The organism is Phocaeicola faecicola (assembly GCF_013618865.1).
Classification (GTDB): domain Bacteria; phylum Bacteroidota; class Bacteroidia; order Bacteroidales; family Bacteroidaceae; genus Phocaeicola; species Phocaeicola faecicola.
Map to the genome: position 1 here is coordinate 83,968 of NZ_JABSOE010000006.1, position 22,749 is coordinate 106,716.

Annotated in this window: 20 protein-coding genes and 1 pseudogene; 14 read left to right on the forward strand and 7 right to left on the reverse strand. The window is 49.1% G+C overall.

Annotated features, from left to right (window positions below; translation table 11 throughout):
• The first annotated feature begins 2 nt into the window (after nucleotides 1-2).
• The 8 genes from pdxA (at nucleotide 3) to secG (ending at nucleotide 8,954) form a co-directional block, all read left to right on the forward strand.
• A complete protein-coding gene (gene pdxA, locus H3001_RS03170; protein WP_181214059.1) occupies nucleotides 3-1,097 on the forward strand; it encodes a 4-hydroxythreonine-4-phosphate dehydrogenase PdxA in 1,095 nt (364 codons plus the stop codon).
• Entirely contained in the window at nucleotides 1,087-2,118 is a 1,032-nt protein-coding gene (locus tag H3001_RS03175) for a lysylphosphatidylglycerol synthase transmembrane domain-containing protein (protein ID WP_181214060.1), read from the forward strand. Before pdxA ends, H3001_RS03175 begins: the two co-directional genes overlap by 11 nt.
• 206 nt (nucleotides 2,119-2,324) lie before the next feature.
• A complete protein-coding gene (locus H3001_RS03180; protein WP_178244742.1) occupies nucleotides 2,325-3,014 on the forward strand; it encodes a CDP-alcohol phosphatidyltransferase family protein in 690 nt (229 codons plus the stop codon).
• A gap of 233 nt (nucleotides 3,015-3,247) precedes the next feature.
• Nucleotides 3,248-5,881: a DUF5686 and carboxypeptidase-like regulatory domain-containing protein gene (locus H3001_RS03185; RefSeq protein ID WP_181214061.1), complete on the forward strand. Its 2,634-nt coding sequence runs from the start codon at nucleotides 3,248-3,250 to the stop codon at nucleotides 5,879-5,881.
• 68 nt (nucleotides 5,882-5,949) lie between these two features.
• Nucleotides 5,950-7,251 carry a sigma-54 interaction domain-containing protein gene (locus H3001_RS03190; RefSeq protein WP_181214062.1) on the forward strand — a complete coding sequence of 434 codons (1,302 nt, stop codon included), beginning with the start codon at nucleotides 5,950-5,952 and terminating at the stop codon, nucleotides 7,249-7,251.
• Nucleotides 7,238-7,765, forward strand: coding sequence for an LptE family protein (locus tag H3001_RS03195; protein WP_178244739.1), 528 nt, complete (start codon nucleotides 7,238-7,240; stop codon nucleotides 7,763-7,765). The genes H3001_RS03190 and H3001_RS03195 overlap by 14 nt, the downstream gene beginning before the upstream one ends.
• Before the next feature lie 9 nt (nucleotides 7,766-7,774).
• Entirely contained in the window at nucleotides 7,775-8,581 is an 807-nt protein-coding gene (locus H3001_RS03200) for a tetratricopeptide repeat protein (RefSeq protein WP_181214063.1), read from the forward strand.
• A gap of 4 nt (nucleotides 8,582-8,585) precedes the next feature.
• The gene (gene secG, locus H3001_RS03205; protein ID WP_178244737.1) at nucleotides 8,586-8,954 is read left to right on the forward strand and encodes a preprotein translocase subunit SecG; all 369 of its coding nucleotides are present in this window, start codon (nucleotides 8,586-8,588) and stop codon (nucleotides 8,952-8,954) included.
• 446 nt (nucleotides 8,955-9,400) lie between these two features.
• On the opposite strand, the gene H3001_RS03210 is transcribed toward secG, so the two are convergent.
• Nucleotides 9,401-9,955 carry an NADH peroxidase gene (locus H3001_RS03210; protein WP_178244780.1) on the reverse strand — a complete coding sequence of 185 codons (555 nt, stop codon included), beginning with the start codon at nucleotides 9,953-9,955 and terminating at the stop codon, nucleotides 9,401-9,403.
• A gap of 68 nt (nucleotides 9,956-10,023) precedes the next feature.
• Entirely contained in the window at nucleotides 10,024-10,443 is a 420-nt protein-coding gene (locus H3001_RS03215; protein ID WP_178244736.1) for a Fur family transcriptional regulator, read from the reverse strand.
• 305 nt (nucleotides 10,444-10,748) lie between these two features.
• Between H3001_RS03215 and H3001_RS03220 the strand changes: the two genes are divergently transcribed.
• Together H3001_RS03220 and tpx are read left to right on the forward strand one after the other, a co-directional pair.
• Nucleotides 10,749-12,680, forward strand: coding sequence for an NAD(+) synthase (locus H3001_RS03220; protein ID WP_181214064.1), 1,932 nt, complete (start codon nucleotides 10,749-10,751; stop codon nucleotides 12,678-12,680).
• 138 nt (nucleotides 12,681-12,818) lie between these two features.
• Nucleotides 12,819-13,295, forward strand: a complete 477-nt coding sequence (tpx, locus tag H3001_RS03225) for a thiol peroxidase (protein ID WP_246368448.1) — start codon at nucleotides 12,819-12,821, stop codon at nucleotides 13,293-13,295.
• Nucleotides 13,296-13,506: 211 nt separating this feature from the next.
• Here tpx and H3001_RS03230 read toward each other — a convergent pair whose 3' ends face one another.
• The 4 genes from H3001_RS03230 to dinB all read right to left on the reverse strand — a co-directional run bounded on the left by H3001_RS03230 (nucleotide 13,507) and on the right by dinB (nucleotide 17,399).
• On the reverse strand, nucleotides 13,507-14,733 hold the full coding sequence (locus H3001_RS03230) for a clostripain-related cysteine peptidase (RefSeq protein ID WP_181214065.1): 1,227 nt from the start codon (nucleotides 14,731-14,733) through the stop codon (nucleotides 13,507-13,509).
• Nucleotides 14,730-15,140 (reverse strand): hypothetical protein, encoded by a 411-nt coding sequence (locus tag H3001_RS03235; RefSeq protein WP_178244732.1) that lies wholly within the window; start codon nucleotides 15,138-15,140, stop codon nucleotides 14,730-14,732. The genes H3001_RS03230 and H3001_RS03235 overlap by 4 nt, the downstream gene beginning before the upstream one ends.
• Nucleotides 15,141-15,305: 165 nt before the next feature.
• Nucleotides 15,306-16,166 carry a sigma-70 family RNA polymerase sigma factor gene (locus H3001_RS03240; protein ID WP_022278282.1) on the reverse strand — a complete coding sequence of 287 codons (861 nt, stop codon included), beginning with the start codon at nucleotides 16,164-16,166 and terminating at the stop codon, nucleotides 15,306-15,308.
• A 144-nt stretch (nucleotides 16,167-16,310) separates the two neighbouring features.
• The gene (gene dinB, locus H3001_RS03245) at nucleotides 16,311-17,399 is read right to left on the reverse strand and encodes a DNA polymerase IV (RefSeq protein WP_178244685.1); all 1,089 of its coding nucleotides are present in this window, start codon (nucleotides 17,397-17,399) and stop codon (nucleotides 16,311-16,313) included.
• 110 nt (nucleotides 17,400-17,509) lie between these two features.
• Here dinB and H3001_RS03250 point away from each other — a divergent pair, with 110 nt between their 5' ends.
• The 4 genes from H3001_RS03250 (at nucleotide 17,510) to H3001_RS03265 (ending at nucleotide 22,502) form a co-directional block, all read left to right on the forward strand.
• Complete coding sequence (locus H3001_RS03250) at nucleotides 17,510-18,073, forward strand: L-threonylcarbamoyladenylate synthase (RefSeq protein ID WP_178244723.1); 564 nt, start codon at nucleotides 17,510-17,512, stop codon at nucleotides 18,071-18,073.
• A gap of 19 nt (nucleotides 18,074-18,092) precedes the next feature.
• A complete protein-coding gene (locus tag H3001_RS03255) occupies nucleotides 18,093-19,892 on the forward strand; it encodes a chloride channel protein (RefSeq protein ID WP_178244686.1) in 1,800 nt (599 codons plus the stop codon).
• A 19-nt stretch (nucleotides 19,893-19,911) separates the two neighbouring features.
• Nucleotides 19,912-20,883, forward strand: a complete 972-nt coding sequence (fmt, locus tag H3001_RS03260) for a methionyl-tRNA formyltransferase (RefSeq protein ID WP_181214066.1) — start codon at nucleotides 19,912-19,914, stop codon at nucleotides 20,881-20,883.
• An 86-nt stretch (nucleotides 20,884-20,969) separates the two neighbouring features.
• Nucleotides 20,970-22,502 (forward strand): arylsulfatase, encoded by a 1,533-nt coding sequence (locus H3001_RS03265; RefSeq protein WP_178244688.1) that lies wholly within the window; start codon nucleotides 20,970-20,972, stop codon nucleotides 22,500-22,502.
• A gap of 134 nt (nucleotides 22,503-22,636) precedes the next feature.
• Here the strand turns inward: H3001_RS03265 and H3001_RS19845 are convergent.
• A pseudogene (locus H3001_RS19845) lies at nucleotides 22,637-22,749 on the reverse strand (ISAon1 family transposase); the annotation flags it as partial.

Below are 22,749 nucleotides of genomic sequence, written 5' to 3' on the forward strand. Positions count from 1 at the left end.
TCATGGAAGGAAATAAAATAAGAGTGGGAATCACCCACGGTGACATTAACGGAGTGGGCTACGAAGTCATTCTGAAGGCTTTTTCAGATTCACTGATGTTCGATTTATGCACTCCTGTCATATACGGTTCGCCCAAGGTGGCCGCATACCATTGCAAGGCAATGGACATTCAGACCAATTTCAGCATCGTCAATTCTCCGTCGGATATTCAGGACGGACGGTTGAACATCATTAATTGCTCGGAAGAGGAACTGAAGGTGGAACTGACCAAACCGACCGTGGAGGCCGGAAAGGCAGCTTTGTCTGCCCTGGAAAGAGCGCTGCACGATTACTCGGAAGGGGTATTCGACGTACTGGTTACGGCTCCGATCAACAAGCATACCATCCAGTCGGATGTCTTCCATTTCCCGGGACACACCGAATATATTGAAGAACGGGTAGGGGAAGGCAACAAGGCCTTGATGATTTTGCTGAAAGGCGATTTCCGCATGGCACTGGTAACCGGTCACATTCCGGTAGGGGAAATTACTTCTCACCTGACCAAGGAACTGATCATGCAGAAACTGGAAATCTTCCATCAGTCTCTGAAAAAGGATTTCGGTATCGACAATCCCCGCATTGCCGTTTTCTCTCTGAACCCGCATGCCGGTGACAACGGACTGATCGGTTCGGAAGAGGCAACGATTATCAAGCCTGCCATCGAGGAAATGGTAAAACGCCATGTACAGTGTTTCGGTCCGTATCCGGCCGACGGTTTTATGGGAGCCGGCAACTACAGATACTTCGACGGTATCCTGGCCATGTATCACGATCAGGGACTGGCTCCTTTCAAGGCGCTGGCAATGGACGAGGGAGTGAACTTCACGGCCGGTCTGCCCATTGTGCGCACTTCTCCGGCTCATGGCACTGCGTATGATATTGCCGGTAAGGGAATTGCGTCGGAGGACTCTTTCCGTCAGGCTATCTATACCGCACTGGACGTGTTCCGCAATCGCCGCAGAGAGGCCGAAATCAGTGCCCGTCCGTTGCGCAAGCAGTATTATGAGAAGAGAGATGACAGTGATAAACTGAAACTGGATGCCGTAGATGAAGAATAAATACAGAAATATTTTTTTGTTGTTTGGCGTGGCGGCAATTGCCGTCATGCTTTTGACGTTCGACGTATCATACGATGAATTGACCGACAGCCTGCGACGGGCCGGAATCTGGTTTCCTGTGGTAGTTGCCCTGTGGGCTTTTATTTATTTGTTGAATGCCGGGGCCTGGTATATCATCATCCACGACGGATTCAGGGAGCGCATTGTTCCGTTCTGGAGAGTATATAAATATACGGTGACCGGATTTGCCCTGAATGCAACCACTCCGGTGGGGCTGATGGGCGGGGAGCCCTACCGCATTATGGAACTTTCGCCTTACGTAGGTGTCGAAAAGGCCACTTCCAGCGTGATTCTATATGTGATGATGCACATATTCTCTCACTTCTGTTTCTGGCTGTTCTCCATTCTGCTTTATCTGGTGCTTTATTACAACCGCCTGGCAGTAGGTATATCCATCTTCTTCGCTCTGGCGGGTGCCTTCTGTCTGCTGGGTATCTATTTCTTCATGAAAGGTTACCGCTCCGGACTGGCCATGCGCTGTATCCGTTTGCTGCAGAAAATGCCTTTCCTGAAAAAATGGGCGATTTCTTTTGCCGAACGCAAGCAGGAATCGCTGCAGCAGATTGACCGGCAGATTGCGGAACTGCACAGCAAGCACCGGATTACGTTCTATTCATCGCTGAGTGCGGAGTTTCTGGCCCGTATACTTTCTTGTGCCGAGATTTATTTCATCCTGCAGATATTCTCCGGCGACGTCAGTTACTGGGACTGTATCCTCATTCTTGCATTCACCTCCCTGTTTGCCAATGCCCTGTTCTTCCTGCCCATGCAGCTGGGAGGGCGTGAAGGAGGTTTTGCCCTTGCGGTCGGTGGACTGGCCATGCCTTACGGTTACGGGGTATATATGGGGCTGATCATGCGTATCCGTGAGCTGTTATGGATTGTACTGGGGATTGCGCTGATGAAATTCGGCAACCGGAAACTGCTTCCGGAAAGAAAAGAGCAGATTGTAAAAGAATAAATCCGGGCCGTATGGACGGTACGGCCGGATGATATAAAGGACAGGTTTCTGCATAAGCGACAACGGGGAATTTTGAAAAATAGACAATTTGATAGAAATTCAGGTCTATTTTACGTTTATGCGGGTTAAAATCAGTTCTTCTTTTTCTTCTCAATATAAAAAAGTGTAATTTTGCTGTCCGATTGAAAAAAATAAAAGGTATTAAAATGGGAAAAGAATCTTCAACGAGAATTCAGACATCAATTCTTAACAGAGCCGAGAAGGTGGCTCTTGTTTGGCTGGCCAAGAGGCAGCCCCGGTGGGTTACCTCCGATTTTTTAACCTATTTAGGCGTTTTGGGAGCCGTTTTGTATGCAGTGGGATGTTTTTTAGCCAATGATAATATTCAGTATTTGTGGTTGGCGTCATTGGGAATGGTAGTCAATTGGTACGGAGACAGCCTGGACGGCACATTGGCGCGTGTGCGTGAGTTGCAGCGCCCTATCTATGGTTTCTTCATCGACCATACGCTGGATGCCGGCACCATTTCAATCATGTGTATCGGTGCGGGACTGTCACCGATGTTCCGTTTTGACATCGCCCTGCTGGTTCTGGCCGGCTATCTGGTATTGTCTGTATATACTTATATCTGCGCCATCGTCAAGGAAGAGTTCAGACTGACTTACGGCAGTGTCGGTCCTACAGAGTTCCGTCTGGTAGTCATCCTGATCAACACGCTCGTGATCTATACCTCATGGTCGGAACTGAGCTATACCATCTGCGGACAGACCTTCGGCCTCTTCGACCTGATCGGAATCGCCATCGTCATCTTCCTGTTCTCTGCTTATATCGCTCAGTTTGTAAAAGACCGGAAGATTCTGGCCAAGCAGGATCCGGTGAAGCCTTATAACCCCTGAGAAAAATAGAAAATCTATGATATGAAGAGACTGCTTCCTTCCCGGAGCGGTCTCTTTTTTTGACGGAAAGACAGGGCATAACCCGTAATTGTCTATTTCGATTAATATTGGTTAATACTGCATAAAAGTCTGTCTATTTTTCGTTTTTGAGGAACGGCTTTTTGCCGAAAACAAGAAAAGCAGTATCTTCGCTTTTGTTTTAAGAATTTGGAAAAGTGTGTATAGGTAGTTTTATGGTAAAACGATTGTTGTTGCTTATGTTTTGGGGAATATGGACAATTTGTACGTTTGCCCAAATCCATGGAACCGTAGTAGACTCCGAGACTGGAGATCCGATACCTTATCTTAACATATACTATGATGGCAAGGGAATGGGAACCATTACCGATATGGAAGGAAGATACTCCATTGAATATCATTCAGGATGGAACGAACTGACTTTCTCCATGGTAGGATACACCACTCAGGTGATAAAGGTTTCTGCCCAGACCCGGGAACTGAACATTAAGATGCGGTCTGACCTGATGCTGGAGGAAGTGATTGTCAAGCCGAAGAAAGAGAAGTATTCCCGGAAGAACAATCCGGCTGTAGAGCTGATGAAGAAGGTCATTGCTTCGAAGAAGAAGACCAATCTGGAACAGAATGATTTTTACCGTTACAACAAGTATCAGAAGATTACGCTGGCCGTCAACAACATTACGGCCGATTCGCTGCGTGAGTCGTGGTTGTTCAAGAAATATCCTTTCTTCCGCGACCAGGTAGAGGTGTGCGATGTCACGAACAAGAATATCCTTCCGTTGTCTATCGATGAGACGGTATCCGAAAAGGTATACCGGAAAGAGCCGCATTCGGAGAAGACCTACATACGCGGTATCAATTCGGGGGGAGTCAACGAACTCTTCAGTACGGGAGACATGCTGACTACGGTACTGAAGGACGTGTTTCAGGACATTGATATCTACCAGGACCGTTTCCGTTTCCTGCAGTATCCTTTCGACAGTCCGGTGTCGGAGGCGGGTATCAATTTCTACAAGTTCTATATCATGGATACCGTATACGTGGATAAGGAGAAATGTTTCCACCTGTCGTTTGTACCCAACAATCCGCAGGACTTCGGCTTTACCGGTCACCTGTACATCCTCGCCGACTCGACGTATCGGGTAAAGGAGAGTCAGCTGAACCTGCCGAAGAAGACCGATATCAACTTTGTGGACAACATGATCATCGACCAGAAGTTCGGTGAACTGCCTACCGGAGAGTGGGTGCTGCTGGAAGACGACATGCTCTGCGAACTCTCTTACCTGAAGAAGGTGCTGGGCTCCTACCAGGTAAGAAGAACGACGCGGTATTTCGACTTCTCGTTCGACCCGATTCCGGAATCGATGTTCAAGCGCAAGGAGAAAGAGATAAAGGACGTGAACGCCATGATGCGTAACGAAATGTACTGGAGCCAGTACCGTCAGGAAGAACTGACCAAGTCGGAAACGCGGATGGGCAGTTTTGTCGACGACCTGACAAAGATCAAGGGCTTCAAGTACATCATCTTTGTGCTGAAGGCGCTGATTGAGAACTTCGTGGAGACCAGTACCCCCGACAGTAAGGTGGATATCGGTCCGATCAATACCATCATTTCTTCGAACTATATCGACGGACTGCGTCTGCGCGGTTCGCTGCAGACTACGGCCAAGCTGCATCCGCATCTCTTCCTCAAGGGATATTATGCATACGGATTCAAGGACCAGAAGTCGAAGTATATGGGAGAGGTGGAATATTCCTTCAATAAAAAGGAATATCTGCCCAGGGAATACCCGAAGAACTCACTGACACTGACGTACCAGTACGATAACATGCTGCCTTCCGACAAGTTCATCAGTACGGATAAGGATAACGTGTTTACGGCACTGAAGGTCTGCTCGGTAGACCAGTATAACTACGAGCGGAAGGCTACCTTGAAGTATGAGCGTGAGCGCGAATTCGGACTGAAGACCACAGCCATGTTCCGCCATGCCAATTACGAGCCCTGCGGTGAGTTGTTCTACCGTACCATGGCCGGGGAGAGTGCCTTGCAGTCAGCTCTCGACCGTCAGGAACTGGCCGGACAGAAATGGGTGAAGTCTCCGTTCAATACGCACGATATTACCGTAACCGAAATGTCCTTCGGGCTGCGCTATGCTCCGGGAGAGACATTCGTCAATACCAAGCAGCGCCGTCTTCCGGTGAACCTGGATGCACCGGAGTTCACCTTGCAGCATACGCTGGCCCTGAAGGGAGTGCTGGGAGGCGACTATACCTATAACATGACCGAAGCCAGTGCCTACAAGCGTTTCTGGCTCAGTTCGTGGGGAAACATCGACGTGTACCTGAAGGGAGCTATCCAGTGGAACAAGGTGCCTTTCCCGCTGCTGATCATGCCGGCGGCCAACCTGTCGTACATCATTCAGGATGAGACGTTCAACCTGATCAACAACATGGAGTTCCTCAACGACCGTTATGCTTCGCTCGATGTGTCATGGAACATGCAGGGTAAGTTGTTCAACCGTATTCCGCTGCTGAAGAAACTGAAGTGGCGTGAGTTCATCGGGGTGAAGTGCCTCTGGGGTACGCTCACCGACAAGAACAATCCTTTCCTGGAGCAGAACCGTTACGACAATACGCTGATGATGTTCCCGGGCCACTACGACATGAACGGGGTATACCAGTATTCCAGCAATGTCATGGATCCCAAGAAGCCGTATGTGGAAATTACGGCCGGTATCCATAACATCTTCAAACTGCTGCACGTAGAGTATGTACGACGGTTGAATTACAATGAACTTCCTACGGCCAACAAGTGGGGAGTCCGTCTGATGATTCGTACTGTATTTTAATTTTTCAGACAAAATGGCAAAGACAAGCAAAGTTTTTGTAATTTTGTCATAGATAGAAATTGATGGCTATGGTAAAATCAGAAATACAGAATGTAAAGTTACGTTTCGGCATCATCGGCAACACGGAGGGTCTGAACCGGGCGATTGATGTGGCCATGCAGGTGGCCCCGACCGACTTGTCGGTGCTGGTTACCGGTGAGAGCGGTGTGGGTAAGGAGAGTTTTCCTCAGATTATCCATCAGTTCAGCCGGCGCAAGCACGGACCTTATATTGCCGTCAACTGCGGGGCGATTCCGGAAGGAACGATTGACTCGGAACTGTTCGGACACGAGAAGGGCTCGTTTACGGGAGCCATCAGTGACCGCAACGGTTATTTTGCCGAAGCAAACGGGGGAACGATTTTCCTCGACGAGGTGGGAGAACTGCCATTGTCTACCCAGGCGCGTCTGTTGCGTGTACTGGAATCGGGCGAGTATATCAAGGTCGGCTCCTCCAAGATGCAGAAGACCGATGTGCGCATCGTGGCAGCCACGAATGTCAACTTCGAGGAGGCCATTGCCGAAGGACGTTTCCGCGAAGACTTGTACTACCGTCTGAATACGGTGCCCATCAAGGTACCTCCCTTGCGTGAGCGCGCAGGCGACATCGTACTGCTGTTCCGTAAGTTTGCAGCCGATTTTGCAGAAAAATACCGGATGCCTTCCATCCAGCTCGATGAGAAAGCCCGGCAGTTGCTCATGAGCTACAGCTGGCCGGGAAATATCCGTCAGCTGAAGAACATCACGGAACAGATTTCCATCATTGAGACCAACCGCGACATTACTGCCGAAATCCTGCAGAATTACCTGCCGGCACAGCCGGTATCGAAACTTCCGGCCATGCTGGGTATCAAGCCTGCATCGGGTGGAAAGGGCTTTGAGAGCGAAAGGGAGATTCTGTATCAGGTATTGTTCGATATGCGGAGGGATGTGACGGAACTCAAGAAACTCGTGCACGAGATCATGACGGAACGGGCTGCCGAGGGCAATACGCATCCGCAGACCACACCGGTACATTATATCCAGAATGCCCTGCCGCTGATACACGATACGTCGGTGGTGGTGCCTACGGTCACGGAAGTGCCGGCCACTCCGGTATCCGCACCGCCGGCTGCCAAAATATCGGCTCCCCGGATGACTCCCGAAGAAGCCTCGGAAGTGCAGGATACGGAGGAATACATCGAAGAAAACCTGTCACTCGATGAGGTGGAAAAGGAGATGATCCGCAAGGCCCTGGAGCGGCACCGGGGAAAGAGGAAGAATGCTGCAAACGATTTGAAAATATCGGAGCGTACGCTCTACAGAAAAATAAAGGAATATGGACTTGATTAAGAAATGTTGGAAAAGAGTGGCTTTTTTGTCGGTAGCACTGTGTGCGCTGGTGGCCTGTACGGTTTCGTATAAGTTTAACGGAGCTTCCATCAACTACGACAAGGTAAAGACGATATCTTTCGAGAACTTCCCGAACCGCTCCGATGCCTTCGTATGGGGTCCGATGGAGTCTATGTTTAACATCGCACTCCAGGATATCTATATGCAGCAGACCCGTCTGAAGCAGTTGCGTCAGGGAGGCGACCTGGAACTGGCGGGTGAGATTGTGAAGTACGATGCCTACAACAAGGGTGTGGGTTCCGACGGTTATTCTACGATGGTGGAATTGCGCATGACGGTCAACGTGCGGTTTGTCAACAATACGAACCATACCGAAGACTTTGAGCAGCAGTTCTCTGCCAGCCGTGAGTACGATTCCAAGCAGCAGCTTTCATCCGTACAGGAAGACCTGGTATCGCAGATGATCGACGAGATTGTGGAACAGATATTCAATGCCACTGTGGCCAACTGGTAAGCAGCAGTCATGATACAGCAGCGTTTGCAGGAGTGGATTTTACATCCCGAGTCGTTGGATGAGGACTCGTTGTTTGAACTTCGGGAGATACTGAAGCGGTATCCTTATTTCCAGACGGCCCGTCTGCTCTATCTGAAGAATCTGTTTCTGTTGAAGGATGCGGGCTTTAAGGAGGAACTGAAGCGGAGTGTGCTGTACGTGGCCGACCTGAGTCAGTTGTTCTACTACATCGAAGGGGAGCATTTTGTCATTGAAAAGCACGATACACAGGCCGACAGCCTTCAGTCGGGCGGCGACCGTACGCTGGCACTGATCGACCGTTTTCTGGCCGGTTCGTCTCTTTCGGCATCCACGCCTTCTCCGGCCGTTCCGGCTGCGGCACGGCAGCACACGGAGCCGGCTGCCGCTGACGATGAAATCAAGCTTGAGGTCAGCATGGACTATACCGCCTTTCTGATGCAGGAGGAGAAGACGGAAGAACCGGTCCGCATGAAGGGACAGGACCTGATTGACTCTTTCATTGAGGCCTCGCAGGAGGTGCATTCCGAGGAGGCGGCCGCACCGCTTCCGGCAGAGGAAACGGAGGAAGCCCTTCCCGAAGAAACGGCAGAAGAAGAGGTGAAACCGGAAGAAGAGAGTCAGGAAGAAGATTATTTCACGGCAACACTGGCAAAAATCTACGTGAAACAGAAAAGATATGATAAAGCATTGGAAATTATTAAAAAATTAAATTTGAAATATCCAAAAAAAAATGCTTACTTTGCAGACCAAATCAGGTTTTTGGAGAAATTGATTATTAACGCTAAATCAAAATAAAGAAATGTATCAATTATTTGTTGGATTAATAGTATTGGCAGCTGTGTTGATGTGTTTTGTCGTATTGGTACAGAACTCAAAAGGAGGAGGTCTTTCTTCCAGCTTTGCTGCTTCAAATCAGATTATGGGGGTTCGCAAGACAACCGATTTCATTGAAAAACTTACTTGGGGTCTGGCTGCTTTCATGGTAGTGATCAGCGTGGCTGCTTCGTATGTGCTCCCGGGAACTACACAGAGTTCTTCTGTGATTATGGAGCAGGCTATCAAGGAACAGGCTACTAACCCGCTGAATGCACCTGCCGGTTTTGCTGCTCCTCAGACTGATGCCGCTGAAACTCCAGCTCCTGCTGCTTCTGACTCAGTTGCTCAGTAATAATTTGAAAGATATTGATAGGAAAGCTGTCCCAATGATCGGGGCAGCTTTTTTTATGTCCTTTGGCGTAGGCTCAGGGAGGAGGAGGGACAGGCCTGGTCGGGTAATGCGAAGATAAGTATACGGGTTTGCAGTAGCTTCGGTTTGCATTGTCTGAATCTTCTGAAAGAAGGGGACAACTTCCGGTGGAAGGTCGTACGACCTCCGTATGCGGGTTTTACAACCTGTAGCCGCGGGTTGTCGGACCTCCGTGCGCGGGTTGAAGAAGATAAGAAGAGAAACATCTGTCTGCATCGTTGCAGTCGAGGCTTTTTCCGTACAGCGAAAAGAATCGGAAGAAAGGGCGGAGGCAATACAATTCGAGCCTCTCGTACAGAAAGGGATAAAAAAACAGGAAGATGTACCGGAGGGCACATCTTCCTGCAAGATATTAGGCTAGGAAAAAATTATTTCTTGAAATATCTGTTGTAAAGACCTTCGAAGCCTTTTCCGTGACGAGCTTCGTCTTTAGCCATTTCGTGAACTGTATCGTGGATAGCATCCAGGTTCAGCTGTTTTGCACGTGTAGCGATACGCTTCTTGTCTTCGCAAGCGCCACATTCAGCGTTCATACGTTTTTCCAGGTTAGTCTTAGTATCCCATACGCAGTCACCCAGCAGTTCAGCGAATTTAGCAGCGTGTTCTGCTTCTTCCCAAGCGTAGCGTTTGAAAGCTTCAGCTACTTCAGGATAGCCTTCGCGGTCTGCCTGACGGCTCATTGCCAGGTACATACCTACTTCTGTACATTCACCCATGAAATGGTTGTTCAAGTCTTTGATCATTTCTTCGTCGCAACCTTTAGCTACGCCAATTACGTGTTCGTCAACAAACTGCAGACCACCTTCTGCTGCTTCTTCCATTTCTTTGAACTTTGAAGCAGGAGCTTTACACAATGGGCATTTTTCAGGAGCTGTTTCACCTTCGTGAATGTAACCACAAACTGTACAGATAAATTTTTTCATAATCAATAATAGTTATTAGTTATTAGTTTAAATTGCGATTTCTCGTTTTGAATTCTCTGTCAAATATATTAATTCTTTTTCTCTTTTTCAAGACAATCCGGACATATTCCTTTGTAGTAGTGGTGAATTTCTTCTACCTTGAATCCCTGCTTGGTCAGAGACAGGCTTTCTGCTTCCGGTGCACTGACTTCCATGTCGTATATCTTACCGCACGACTTGCACTTGAAATGTGCGTGCTGCGAAGTGTCGCTGTCGAAACAAGCGTTGCGCTCGTCGATGGTCAGCATTTGGGCAGCCCCGTGTTCCACAAACAGTTTCAATGTATTATAGACTGTCGTTTTTGAAAGGGTAGGGATGTCTTTGTTCAAAGCCAGATAAATCTCATCGATGCACGGATGGGTCTTGTGCTTCAACAGATAGTCCATAATAGCTATTCGCTGTACGGATGGCTTTATTTCGTAACTGAGCAAATATTCGTAAGCGTTCATCTTGTTTTATATATTTGTAATTATTACAATTTTAATTCTGTGGCAAAGATAGAAACATTTTCTTTAACTCCAAAATATAAGTTGTTTTTTTATCTTCTTTATTTTCTTTTTAAAGTTTATTTTTTGAATGGAAGGAGGGACTGACGGTACGGAGGGAGGTGAATCTTCGGGGCGTGTCGGTGGTATGCGGGTGTGGAAGGCAGGGGAGATTTTTTCGGGTTTTTCTTTATTTTGTGAAATGGGCTGGCAGGAATATTGCTGATTTTTGTGTAAGTTTGTACTTGTACATTAATTAATGAACGGATATGAAATACGGTTTTGTAAAAGTGGCGGCTGCCGTACCGGCGGTGAAGGTGGCCGACTGTTTGTTTAATGCGGAGCAGACTGAGAAACTGATATTCCGGGCCGATGAGCAGGGAGTAGAGGTGATTGTGTTTCCGGAGTTGAACCTGACGGGATATTCCTGCGGAGACCTGTTCGGCCAGAATCTGCTGTTGGAAGAGGCCGAGATGGCATTGGTGCAGCTGCTCAATAATACTCGTGGAATTGAGATCATTTCGATTATAGGCATGCCGCTGGTGGTAGAGGGCACGTTGCTCAACTGTGCGGTGGTGATTCAGAAAGGTAAGATTCTGGGAGCGGTTCCCAAGACGTATCTGCCCAATTATAAGGAATTCTACGAACAGCGCTGGTTTGCTTCGGCCAGCACCCACGGTCAGGATACGGTGGTCCGTATCTGCGGACAGTCGGTACCGGTGAGCCGGAACCTGCTGTTTGATATGACGGGCATGTGTTTTGGCATTGAGCTCTGCGAGGATGTGTGGGCTACGGTACCTCCCAGTTCGCTGCTGACCCTGAAGGGAGCGGAAGTAGTGTTCAATATGTCGGCCAGCACGGAGAACATCGGCAAGCATAATTATTTGTGCGCTTTGCTCTCGCAGCAGTCGGCCCGTTGCCTGTCGGGATATGTGTATGCCTCGGCCGGTTTCGGAGAGTCGACGACCGACGTGGTGTATGGCGGAAATGCGTTAATTTATGAAAACGGTAAACTTTTGGCGGCTTCTGAGCGTTTTTCTTTTGAAGAGCAACTGGTGATCAGTGAGATTGATGTGGAGCACTTGCGTTCGGAACGTCTGGTGAATACGACGTATGCGGCCGGAGTAAGGGAATATGCTGCGGTGCCGGTGAAGCATGTAGCTACCGAACTTTGTTCGGGTAAGGAACTGGTGCTGACACGTAAGGTGGATGCGCATCCGTTTGTGCCGGCTGGTGGCCGACTGAGGGATGAACGCTGTGAGGAGATTTTCTCCATCCAGGTAGCGGGACTGGCCAAGCGTCTGGTGCATACGTCGTGCAAGACGGTGGTGGTAGGTATTTCAGGGGGACTGGATTCTACGCTTGCGCTGCTGGTGTGTGTGAAGACGTTCGACAAGCTGGGACTGCCGCGTGAGGGTATCGTGGGTATTACGATGCCGGGATTCGGAACGACGGACCGTACGTACCGTAATGCGCTCGACCTGATGACTTCCCTGGGGGTAACTCAGCGCGAGATCAGTATCAAGGAGGCCTGTATCCAGCATTTTAAGGATATCGGTCAGGATCCGGAGAAGCACGATGTGACTTACGAGAACGGTCAGGCGAGAGAGCGTACGCAGATTCTGATGGACTATGCGAACAAGATTGGGGCGCTGGTAATCGGTACGGGCGACTTGTCTGAACTGGCTTTGGGCTGGGCGACCTATAATGGTGACCACATGTCGATGTATGGGGTGAATGCAAGTATTCCGAAGACCCTGGTCCGTTACCTGGTAACCTGGGTGGCTGAGTCGGGTGTGGATGAGCAGTCGCGTCTGACCCTGCTGGATATCGTGGATACACCGATCAGTCCGGAACTGATTCCGGCGGATGAGCACGGAAACATCAAGCAGAAGACAGAGGATCTGGTGGGTCCGTATGAACTGCATGATTTCTTCCTGTATCACTTCCTTCGCTATGGATCTCGTCCGACCAAGATTTATTACCTGGCACGGATTGCGTTCGAGGGAGTACACGATGAGGAGACCATCAAGAAATGGCTGACGACTTTCTTCCGCCGTTTCTTCAGTCAGCAGTTCAAGCGTTCCTGTCTGCCCGATGGCCCGAAGGTGGGTTCGGTTTCACTGAGTCCGCGCGGCGACTGGCGTATGCCGAGTGATGCCAGCGTGGCACTGTGGTTGCGTGAATGTGATTATTTATAACAATAACGATTAATAGACTGGATTATGAAGAGAAAATTAGCTTGTTGGCTGCTGGCGTTTGCCGGTTGTGGAGTATGGAGTGGAAACGGACTTCTTGCCGCAGAGGGCGTGCAGGGAGAAGTGGTAATCTGTCGCGGAATGGAAGCGCATACTTCAGACAAGATTCCGGAGGTGGGAAGCATGGCACCTGCTTTTACTGCCGTGGGAGCAGACATGAGTGAAGTTTCTCTGAGTAAGTTCCGTGGAAAGCGGGTGGTGCTGAATATTTTCCCGAGTCTGGATACGCCTACCTGTGCGGCTTCGGTCCGGCATTTCAATGCCGATGCGGCCGGACTGGATAATACGGTGGTGCTGTGTCTTTCCATGGACCTGCCTTTTGCGCAGTCGCGGTTCTGTACGGTAGAGGGACTGGAGAATGTGGTTCCGCTTTCGCTCTTCCGGAGTGAGGACTTTGCGAAGGGCTACGGACTGCAGCTGGCGGACGGTCCTCTGAGGGGACTGATGGCCCGGGCGGTCATTGTCGTCGATGAGAATGGGAAGATTGTCTACCGGCAGTTGGTGCACAATATTTCGGACGAACCGGATTATGAGCAGGCCATCGCCGTGCTGAAGTAATCGGGCAGGCAGTGGCTTTCGTAATGGAGCAGCCGGTAAAGAAGGATATTGAATAAAGAGAAATACACAGAGAGCCCACAGGGTATCTCTGCCAACAGAAAGCGGCAGCATCAGAAATTCCGTGAAAGGATACTGATGCTGCCGCTTCTTTTATGTTCCTATGTTTTCAGTTCGGGCAGTCCGGTATATCGGATATCTCCCGATGATTCATTCAGTGTTTCAGGTTGTTCCATCCCGCTGCCTGATACCAGGAGAGGGTCTCGTAATACTGGTCCCACTGTTTTTTTCCGATGGTGTAGGGCAGGTACATGCCGATGCCGCAGAAACGGTTCTTGTCTCTCAGTATCTGACCAAATGGAGAACTGGTGTAGTCGGTAATGCATTCCTTTGCGATAACCGTCTGGGTAAGTGCCTGCTGTATGGAAGCGGGAACCTCTCCGTTCAACCTTTGGAAGATATCTGCTACATCGAATGAGAAATATCGGTAGTCTCTGTCTGGATCAGACACACCGTATTGCTGGATTTCCTCGTAGGGAATGTTCTGGAGCTTGTCCGGTATGAGGCTCAGTTCCTGACGGATGGCAGCTGTCAGGTCATCCATCTTCGTACAGTCGACAACGGCATAGGTACCCCATGAATTCTCCCGCTTGTTGAAGTCGATGACCGTCTTGCACAACTGCGCATAGTCGATTTCCTTCTCGTACAGGGAAGTCAGGAAAAGATGGTAGGGGAATCCCATGGCAGGAGTCTCCATCACCGAAGCAATGCAGTAGTGAGTGGCATCCCGCAGTTCGTGAAAAACCTCGGTAGTACCCATCATGCAGGCATCGAAAAGGGTGAAGTCAAGGTTGTGCTGAGGGAAACTGGCTGTCAGTGCGCTTCCCAGTTCCGGAATATCAATCGAATATCCTCCGTCATCGCCGAAAGCATAGGTTGATACCCGGCGACTTGCCTGCAGCCAACCGCTGGCATGTGAGCCGAAAATCAGTCCGTAGCTCTGTGACGGTGCAATCTCCTGCATGATGCTCAGGTTGTTGATGATTGCCTGTCGGGATACCGCCGATCCCGGGTCGGCCGTATGCTGTATGGCCTGTGCAAGGATGTTGCCCACAGTGGCATCGTATCCCTGCAGTACCGGTTGGTTGTTGATTTCCCCGAATCCGTTTGTACGGAATTCCAGGATGGTAGTCTTGTCCAGATACTGGTTATATTGGTTGGGTTTGTAATAAACCAGCAGGGTACAGGTATCCTTTGCGGTCGCCAGACTCTCATACATCCATTTTACATTGTCCATCAGGTCTCCGTCGAGGTTGTTGTTGGCCACCAGGTAGGCCAGAATGGTACGTTTGGCCTGAACCGGCTGGTGGTGTTCGGGAATCTCGTTCGAGCATGCTGCCAGCAGGACGACAGTCAGAAAGAATATCAGGAATTTTTTCATTCGTATAATTCTGCCTTTTCAAATTTAAAATCGGGGTTTACCTCCTTTACAACCAGTGTGCTGTTCTTCTGGTACTTCTGTCTCAGCTTGGACATTTCTTTCTGGAGGTTTTTCTTCTTGCGGTGGAAGAAGATGAAGCAGGTACGGTTCTTTCCGTCCATCCGGCTTTCAAGGTAGTCTTTCAGCTGGATGCTGTATTGCGAACGTCCGTCCAGCAGTCCCTTGTCGTTCAGGGAAGCACTGTCCAGGTATTGGATGTCGGTAAAGTAAATCAATGAGTCGGTAAAAGAGGCGGATACCCCACTGATGTATACTCCGTAGTGTCGCTTGTCCTTGTTCTTGCGTGCCATGGCCGGGAGAACAAACGAAGCGATGAGCAGTAAACAAATTAATTTAATGTATTTCATGACTTTGAATGTTGAATTTAGGGTACAAAAATAGCGAAAACTTGAATATTTGAAAAAGAATAAAGGTTTTTTATGGAATGCGTGTATAAATAAAAAATGCAATTTCAGGAGTGGAATCCATGAAATTGCATCTTGTTTTTTTGAGAAATGAAACTTTATCTTATTTTATCCCAAATAAGATTTGAGCAGCTTGCTACGAGAATTTTGTCTTAATCTTCTGATAGCTTTTTCTTTAATCTGGCGGACACGCTCACGTGTGAGCCCGAACTTGTCGCCGATTTCCTCTAACGTCATTTCCTGCGTGTTAATACCGAAAAACATCTGGATAATATCCTTCTCTCTTTCCGTTAACGTAGAAAGCGCTCTGTCAATTTCCCTCGAAAGTGATTCATTAACCAGAGAACGGTCGGCCATAGGGGAGTCGTCGTTCACCAGCACGTCCAGCAGGCTGTTGTCTTCTCCTTCCACAAAAGGAGCGTCTACTGAGATGTGACGTCCTGAAACTTTCAGTGTATCCGAAATCTTGTCGACTGGAATCTCCAGTTCATCGGCAAGCTCTTCCGGAGAAGGACGGCGTTCGTTTTCCTGTTCAAACTTAGAGAAAGCTTTACTGATTTTGTTCAGTGAGCCAACCTGGTTCAGCGGCAGACGGACAATACGTGACTGTTCGGCCAAAGCCTGAAGGATTGACTGTCGGATCCACCATACGGCGTAGCTGATGAATTTGAAACCTCTTGTTTCATCAAATTTCTCAGCTGCTTTGATCAGTCCCAAGTTTCCTTCGTTGATCAAGTCCGGAAGACTCAGTCCCTGGTTCTGATACTGTTTGGCTACTGATACTACGAAACGTAAGTTGGCACGTGTAAGTTTCTCTAACGCAACACGGTCTCCCTTGCGGATACGCTGAGCGAGTTCTACCTCTTCTTCTACAGTAATCAAGTCCTCCCGACCGATTTCCTGCAGATACTTGTCCAGAGAAGCGCTCTCTCGGTTAGTGATACTTTTGGTAATCTTTAATTGTCTCATTATTATATAACGGATTTGGTCACAAAGTTATGAAAAAAGTTTGATATTTGACTTTCTATAGCGAAAGTTTTTTGATAAATATCTTTTTCTTATAATTAAAATGCTTTCGGATGGATATTTGTTCGTTATTTATGCAGTTTTTAGTTATTTTTTAAACGGAAGTTCCAACTGTATCCATTTTTCTCCGTTTTTTTCGTCTGCAGCCTCTTCTTTGGGATTGGATACGGTGAGGCCCAGCAGGCGGATGGGATGCTGGGGGTAGTCGACTCCCTGCAGCAGTTTCTTGGCCAGGGGAAGGATTTCCTGCAGGGTAGACAGGTTGTGGCCGACACTGGTGCTGCGTGTGATTTGGGTGAAGTCGTGGAACTTGACTTTCAGGGTGAGGGTGGTTCCCGAAAATTGTTTCTTCTGCAACCGTTCTGTCAGTTCGCAGGCTACGTGATAGAGCTCGATGATGACGGCCGATTTCTGGCTGATGTCTTTCTCGAGGGTGTGTTCGCAACCGATGGATTTCCGGATGCGGACGGCTTCTACGGGGCGCAGGTCGATGCCCCGGGCAAACTGGTAATATAGCGTACCGGTTTTGCCGAACTGCCGTTTCAGCATTTCTTCGGAACAGGCGCGCAGGGTCTCTCCGTTGTAGATGCCCAGACTGTGCATTTTCTGGGCAGTGGCAGGGCCGATTCCCCAGAAGGCTTCGATGGGGAGATGGGCGATGAAGGATTCGGCCTGGTCGGGATGGATGGTGCACAGTCCGTCGGGCTTCCGGAGGTCGGAAGCGATTTTGGCCAGAAACTTGTTGTAGGATACCCCGGCAGAGGCAATCAGGTGCAGTTCCTGACGGATGCGTGTCTTGATTTCCCGGGCGATGTCAACCGCCAGGTCCATGCCTTTCTTGTTTTCCGTGACATCCAGAAAGGCTTCATCCAGTGAAATGGGCTCAATCAGGTCGGTGTATTCATGGAATATCTGGTGTATCTGTGCGGAAACCTCTTTGTAGACTTCCATCCGGCCGGGAACGAAGATGAGCTCCGGGCAGAGTTGCCTGGCCTTGACCGATGACATGGCCGAATGTACCCCGTAGCGTCGGGCCTCGTAACTGGCGGCTGCTACGACTCCCCGCTTCTCGGCATGGCCTACGGCTACAGGCTTTCCTTGTAGTTCGGGATGGTCCCGCTGCTCCACTGAGGCATAGAAGGCGTCCATGTCAATATGTATGATTTTTCGGTTCATCGTTGCTTTCTGTATTCTCGGATTGCAAAAATACGGAAAGTTTTTAGGTCATCATAAAAATGATTTGTACTTTTGTCTGATTTGTGTAACTTGCAAAGATAGTCATTATGATGAAAGATGAAATTAAGAAAGCATGCGAGGTCATGCAGAAGGGGGGCGTGATATTGTATCCTACCGATACGGTGTGGGGCATTGGATGTGACGCTACCAATGAGGAAGCTGTGAAGCGTGTATATGACATTAAGCGGAGAGCCGACAGCAAGGCGATGCTGGTGCTGGTGGACAGTCCGGTAAAGGTGGATTTTTATGTCCGTGAGGTACCTCCGGTTGCGTGGGATTTGATTGAAATGACCACGAAGCCTTTGACTATCATTTACGACGGTGCCCGTAATCTGGCTGCCAACTTGCTGGCCGAAGACGGAAGTGTGGGCATCCGGGTTACTTCGGAGGCTTTTTCCAAGGAACTCTGTTTCCGTTTCCGCAAGGCGATTGTTTCTACATCGGCCAATATCAGCGGTGAGCCTGCCCCGGCTGTATTCAGCGAAATCAGCGAGGAAATCAAGCAGGCAGTAGATTATGTGGTGGATTTCCGCCGGGATGAAACCGGACATCCGAAGCCTTCCAGCATCATCAAACTGGGAAGCAAGGGTGAAGTGAAAATAATCAGAGAATAAGAGATAAAAGATACTTTTAATGAAGACAGAAGGAGATCGTTTTGGTCTTCTCCAGCGTTTTCTGCGTTGGAGAGAGACACATATCAAAGACAAACAGTTTGTGTTGATACTGAGTTTTCTGGTAGGTATTTTCACGGCGCTGGCTGCTTATGTCTTGAAGTTTTTGGTGGAATATATCAAGGAGTTTCTGACAGAGAACTTTGATTCGACCGGAGTGAACTGGCTTTACCTGGTGTATCCGGTAGTGGGTATTTTTCTGACCAGTCTGTTTATCCGGAAGGTGGTACGTGATGATATCAGCCACGGAGTTACGAAAATCTTATATGCCATATCGCGGAAACAGAGCCGTATCAAGCGGCATAACATGTGGTCGTCGGTCTGTGCATCGGCCATCACAATCGGTTGTGGTGGATCGGTAGGAGCCGAGGCTCCGATTGTGCTTACCGGTTCGGCCATCGGCTCTAATCTGGGAAGTATTTTCCGGATGGACCATAAGACGCTGATGCTGCTGGTGGGCTGCGGGGCCGCAGGAGCGGTTTCCGGAATCTTCAAGGCGCCTATAGCCGGACTGGTGTTCACGCTGGAGGTGCTGATGATTGACCTGACCATGGCTTCGTTGCTGCCGCTGCTGATAACCAGTGTGACGGCTGCTTCCGTTTCTTACCTGCTTACGGGTACCGAGGCGATGTTCCAGTTCCATCTGGACTATCCTTTTGCACTGGAGCGTATTCCTTATGCCATTGCACTGGGAGTGTTCTGCGGACTGGTTGCCTGGTATTTTACCCGCTCCATGAACTGGATTGAGAACATCTTCCGCCGTTACTCCAATCCGTATGTGAAGTTTGTCATCGGAGGTACGATGCTGAGTGTGTTGATTTTCCTGTTTCCTCCACTCTACGGTGAAGGATACGATACCATTGGTCTGCTGCTGAACGGAACGACTCAGGCGGAATGGAATACGGTAATGAACAATTCGTTGTTCTACGGAAGCGGCAGCTTGCTGGTGCTTTACCTGTTGCTGATCATCCTCTTCAAGGTGTTTGCTTCGAGTGCGACCAACGGAGGAGGGGGATGTGGTGGTATCTTTGCACCGAGTCTTTTTCTGGGCTGTATCTCCGGATTTGTCTTTTCTTACGTATGCAACCAGTTCAATATCGGAAATACGTACATTCCTGAAAAGAACTTTGCCCTGATGGGGATGGCCGGTCTGATGTCGGGAGTGATGCACGCACCGCTTACCGGGGTCTTCCTGATTGCCGAACTGACGGGTGGTTACGGACTGTTCCTCCCGCTGATGATTGTTTCCGTATCGGCCTATCTGACCATCATCGTCTTTGAGCCGCACAGTATTTATTCCATGCGTCTTGCGAAGAACGGTGAGCTGATTACCCATCATAAGGACAAGGCGGTACTGACCCTGATGAACATCGAGAGTATCGTGGAAACTGATTTCCTTACGGTACGTCCGGACATGGATCTGGGAGCGATGGTAAAGACCATATCCAAATCCAGCCGTAACCTCTTTCCGGTAGTCGACGGACACGACAAACTGATAGGAGTGGTGGTGCTGGACGATATCCGAAATATCATGTTCCGTCAGGAATTGTATCACCGGTTCCGTGTAGACAGCTTCATGACAACCCCTAAGGCCAAGATTATCAGTACTGACTCTATGGAAACCGTCATGAAGAAGTTTGACGATACCAAGGCCTGGAACCTTCCGGTGGTGGATGAAGATGAGAAATACATCGGATTCGTATCAAAATCAAAAATGCTGAATGCTTACCGTCAGGTACTGGTGGATTTTTCAGCAGAGTAATCATTTTAAAAACGGATTTATGGACAAGAAGGATTTAAGAATCGTATATATGGGTACTCCCGAATTTGCCGTTGAAAGTCTGAAGCGACTGGTAGAGGGAGGATATAATGTAGTCGGCGTGATTACCATGCCCGATAAGCCGATGGGGCGGCACGGCAGTGTGCTCCAGCCCAGTCCGGTCAAGCAGTATGCCGTTTCGCAAGGCTTGAAGGTCATGCAGCCGGAAAAACTGAAGGATGAGGCTTTTGTGGCCGAATTGCGGGAACTGAAGGCTGACCTCCAGATTGTTGTGGCCTTCCGCATGCTGCCGGAGATTGTATGGAACATGCCTCGTCTGGGTACGTTCAACCTGCATGCTTCCCTGCTTCCGCAGTACCGCGGAGCTGCGCCGATCAACTGGGCGGTGATCAACGGAGATACGGAAACGGGAATCACTACTTTCTTCCTGAAGCATGAGATTGATACGGGTGAGATCATTGATCAGGTCCGTGTTCCGATTGCCGACAAGGACAATGTGGAAGTGGTGTACAACCGCCTGATGACGCTGGGAGGCGACCTGGTGCTGAAAACAGTGGATGCCATCCTGGAGGGCAATGTAAAGACGACTCCTCAGGAAGAACTGGCACGGTTCGAGGACTTGCGTCCGGCTCCTAAAATCTTCAAGGAAACTTGCCGCATCGACTGGAGTGCGGGAGTGAAGAAGGTGTACGACTTCGTACGCGGATTGTCTCCGTATCCGGCTGCATGGACGGAACTGAGACAGGAGGGTATGGAACCGGTGACATTGAAGATTTACGAAACAGAGAAACAGTTCGAGCATCATTCCCTGGTGCCCGGTACCATCGATACCGACCGGAAGACGTATTTCCGGATTGCTTCGACAGACGGTTTTGTCAACGTGCTGTCTTTGCAGCTGGCCGGTAAGAAACGGATGTCTGTAGCCGATTTCCTGCGCGGTTACCGCAATTCGGAACAGGCGTTTGTGCAATAATACCCTATTTCACAGTCGGTTTTCCGTGGAAGCCGACTGTGGTTGTTGAATATAGTATCAAATCATTAATCACTTAAATTTAATACATGAAGAATTCTGTAAAATGGCTTTTTAGTGCCGGTATGTTAAGTGCAGTAGCCACTGTTACCTCGTATGCGGCAGAGAATAAAAAACCGAATATTCTCATCATTATGTGCGATGACATGGGATACGGCGATTTGGGATGCTATGGTCAAAAATACATCCAGACTCCTAATCTGGACCGGATGGCTCAGGAAGGAATGCGTTTCACCCAGGCCTATGCCGGCAGTCCGGTCAGCGCTCCGTCTCGTGCTTCCCTGATGACAGGACAGCATTCGGGCCACGGACATGTGAGAGGCAACCGTGAATACTGGAAGGATGCCCCTGTAATGTATTATGGTGAGAATCAGGACTGGACAGTAGTGGGACAGGAGCCTTATGATCCCAACCATATTATCTTGCCTGAGGTCATGAAGAAGAACGGATATACCACCGGTATGTTCGGAAAATGGGCCGGAGGATATGAGGGCTCGGTATCTACTCCCGACAAGCGTGGGGTGGATGAGTTCTACGGATATGTCTGCCAGTTCCAGGCTCATCTGTATTATCCGAATTTCCTGAACCGTTACAGTAAATCGAAAGGAGATACGGCTACTATCCGTATTACGCTGGATGAAAATATCCCGCATCCGATGTTTGGCGACGAATACAAGAAACGTACTCAATATTCTGCCGACCTGATTCATCAGGAGGCCATGCACTGGCTGGAGGGGCAAAACGGAGAGAAGCCTTTCTTCGGTCTGTTTACCTACACCCTGCCGCATGCAGAGCTGGCTCAGCCGGAAGATTCCATCCTGTCGCACTACAAGAAACAGTTCTTCGAAGACAAGACCTGGGGAGGCAGTGAGGGCAGCCGTTACAATGCAGTGGTACATACCCACGCTCAGTTTGCCGGTATGATTACCCGTCTGGATACGTACGTCGGAGAAATTCTTGCCAAACTGAAAGAAAAAGGACTGGACGAGAACACGCTGGTGATCTTTACCAGTGACAACGGTCCTCATGAAGAAGGAGGGGCCGATCCTGAATTTTTCGGTCGTGACGGCAAACTGAGGGGATTGAAAAGGCAGTGTTACGAAGGAGGAATCAGAATTCCGTTCATCACTTACTGGAAAGGTACCATTGCTGCCGGCAGCGTAAACGATCATCAGCTTGCGTTCTATGATATTCTGCCTACGGTCTGCGAACTGATGGGAGACAAGCGTTTCCCGAAAAAATACCTGAATAAGAAGGTGGAGAACGACTGCTTTGACGGAATCTCCTTTGCTCCTACGTTGCTGGGAAAGGATGAGGCGCAGCAGAAGCACGATTTTCTGTATTGGGAGTTTCATGAGACCGACCAGATTGGGGTGCGCAAGGGCGACTGGAAGCTGGTGGTGAAAAAGGGAGTGCCTCATTTGTACGACTTGTCTACAGATATTCATGAGGATACCGACGTGGCGGGCAGTCATCCGGAAATCGTAAAGGAACTGGTAGACATCATTTTGCGTGAGCATCGTGAAAATGCACTCTTCCCGGTGACTTTGCCTGCGCTGTAAATACATGAGGTTGCAGGAAGTCCGGGGTATTGTCTGATAATTGCAATATCGTCTGATAAATAGAAAAGCAGCGGAAAACCGGTTGTGATGGAATTACATCGGTTTTTCGCTGCTTTTTTGGGGTCAGTAGCTTTTTAGTGGGGATATGCATATAAGTTCGCAATGCGGAATAAGAAAAACTTCTTGTCAACAACTCCCCTGAGATTCGCTCTAAAGAGTTTGATTTTAGCATTGAATGATTCAGCAA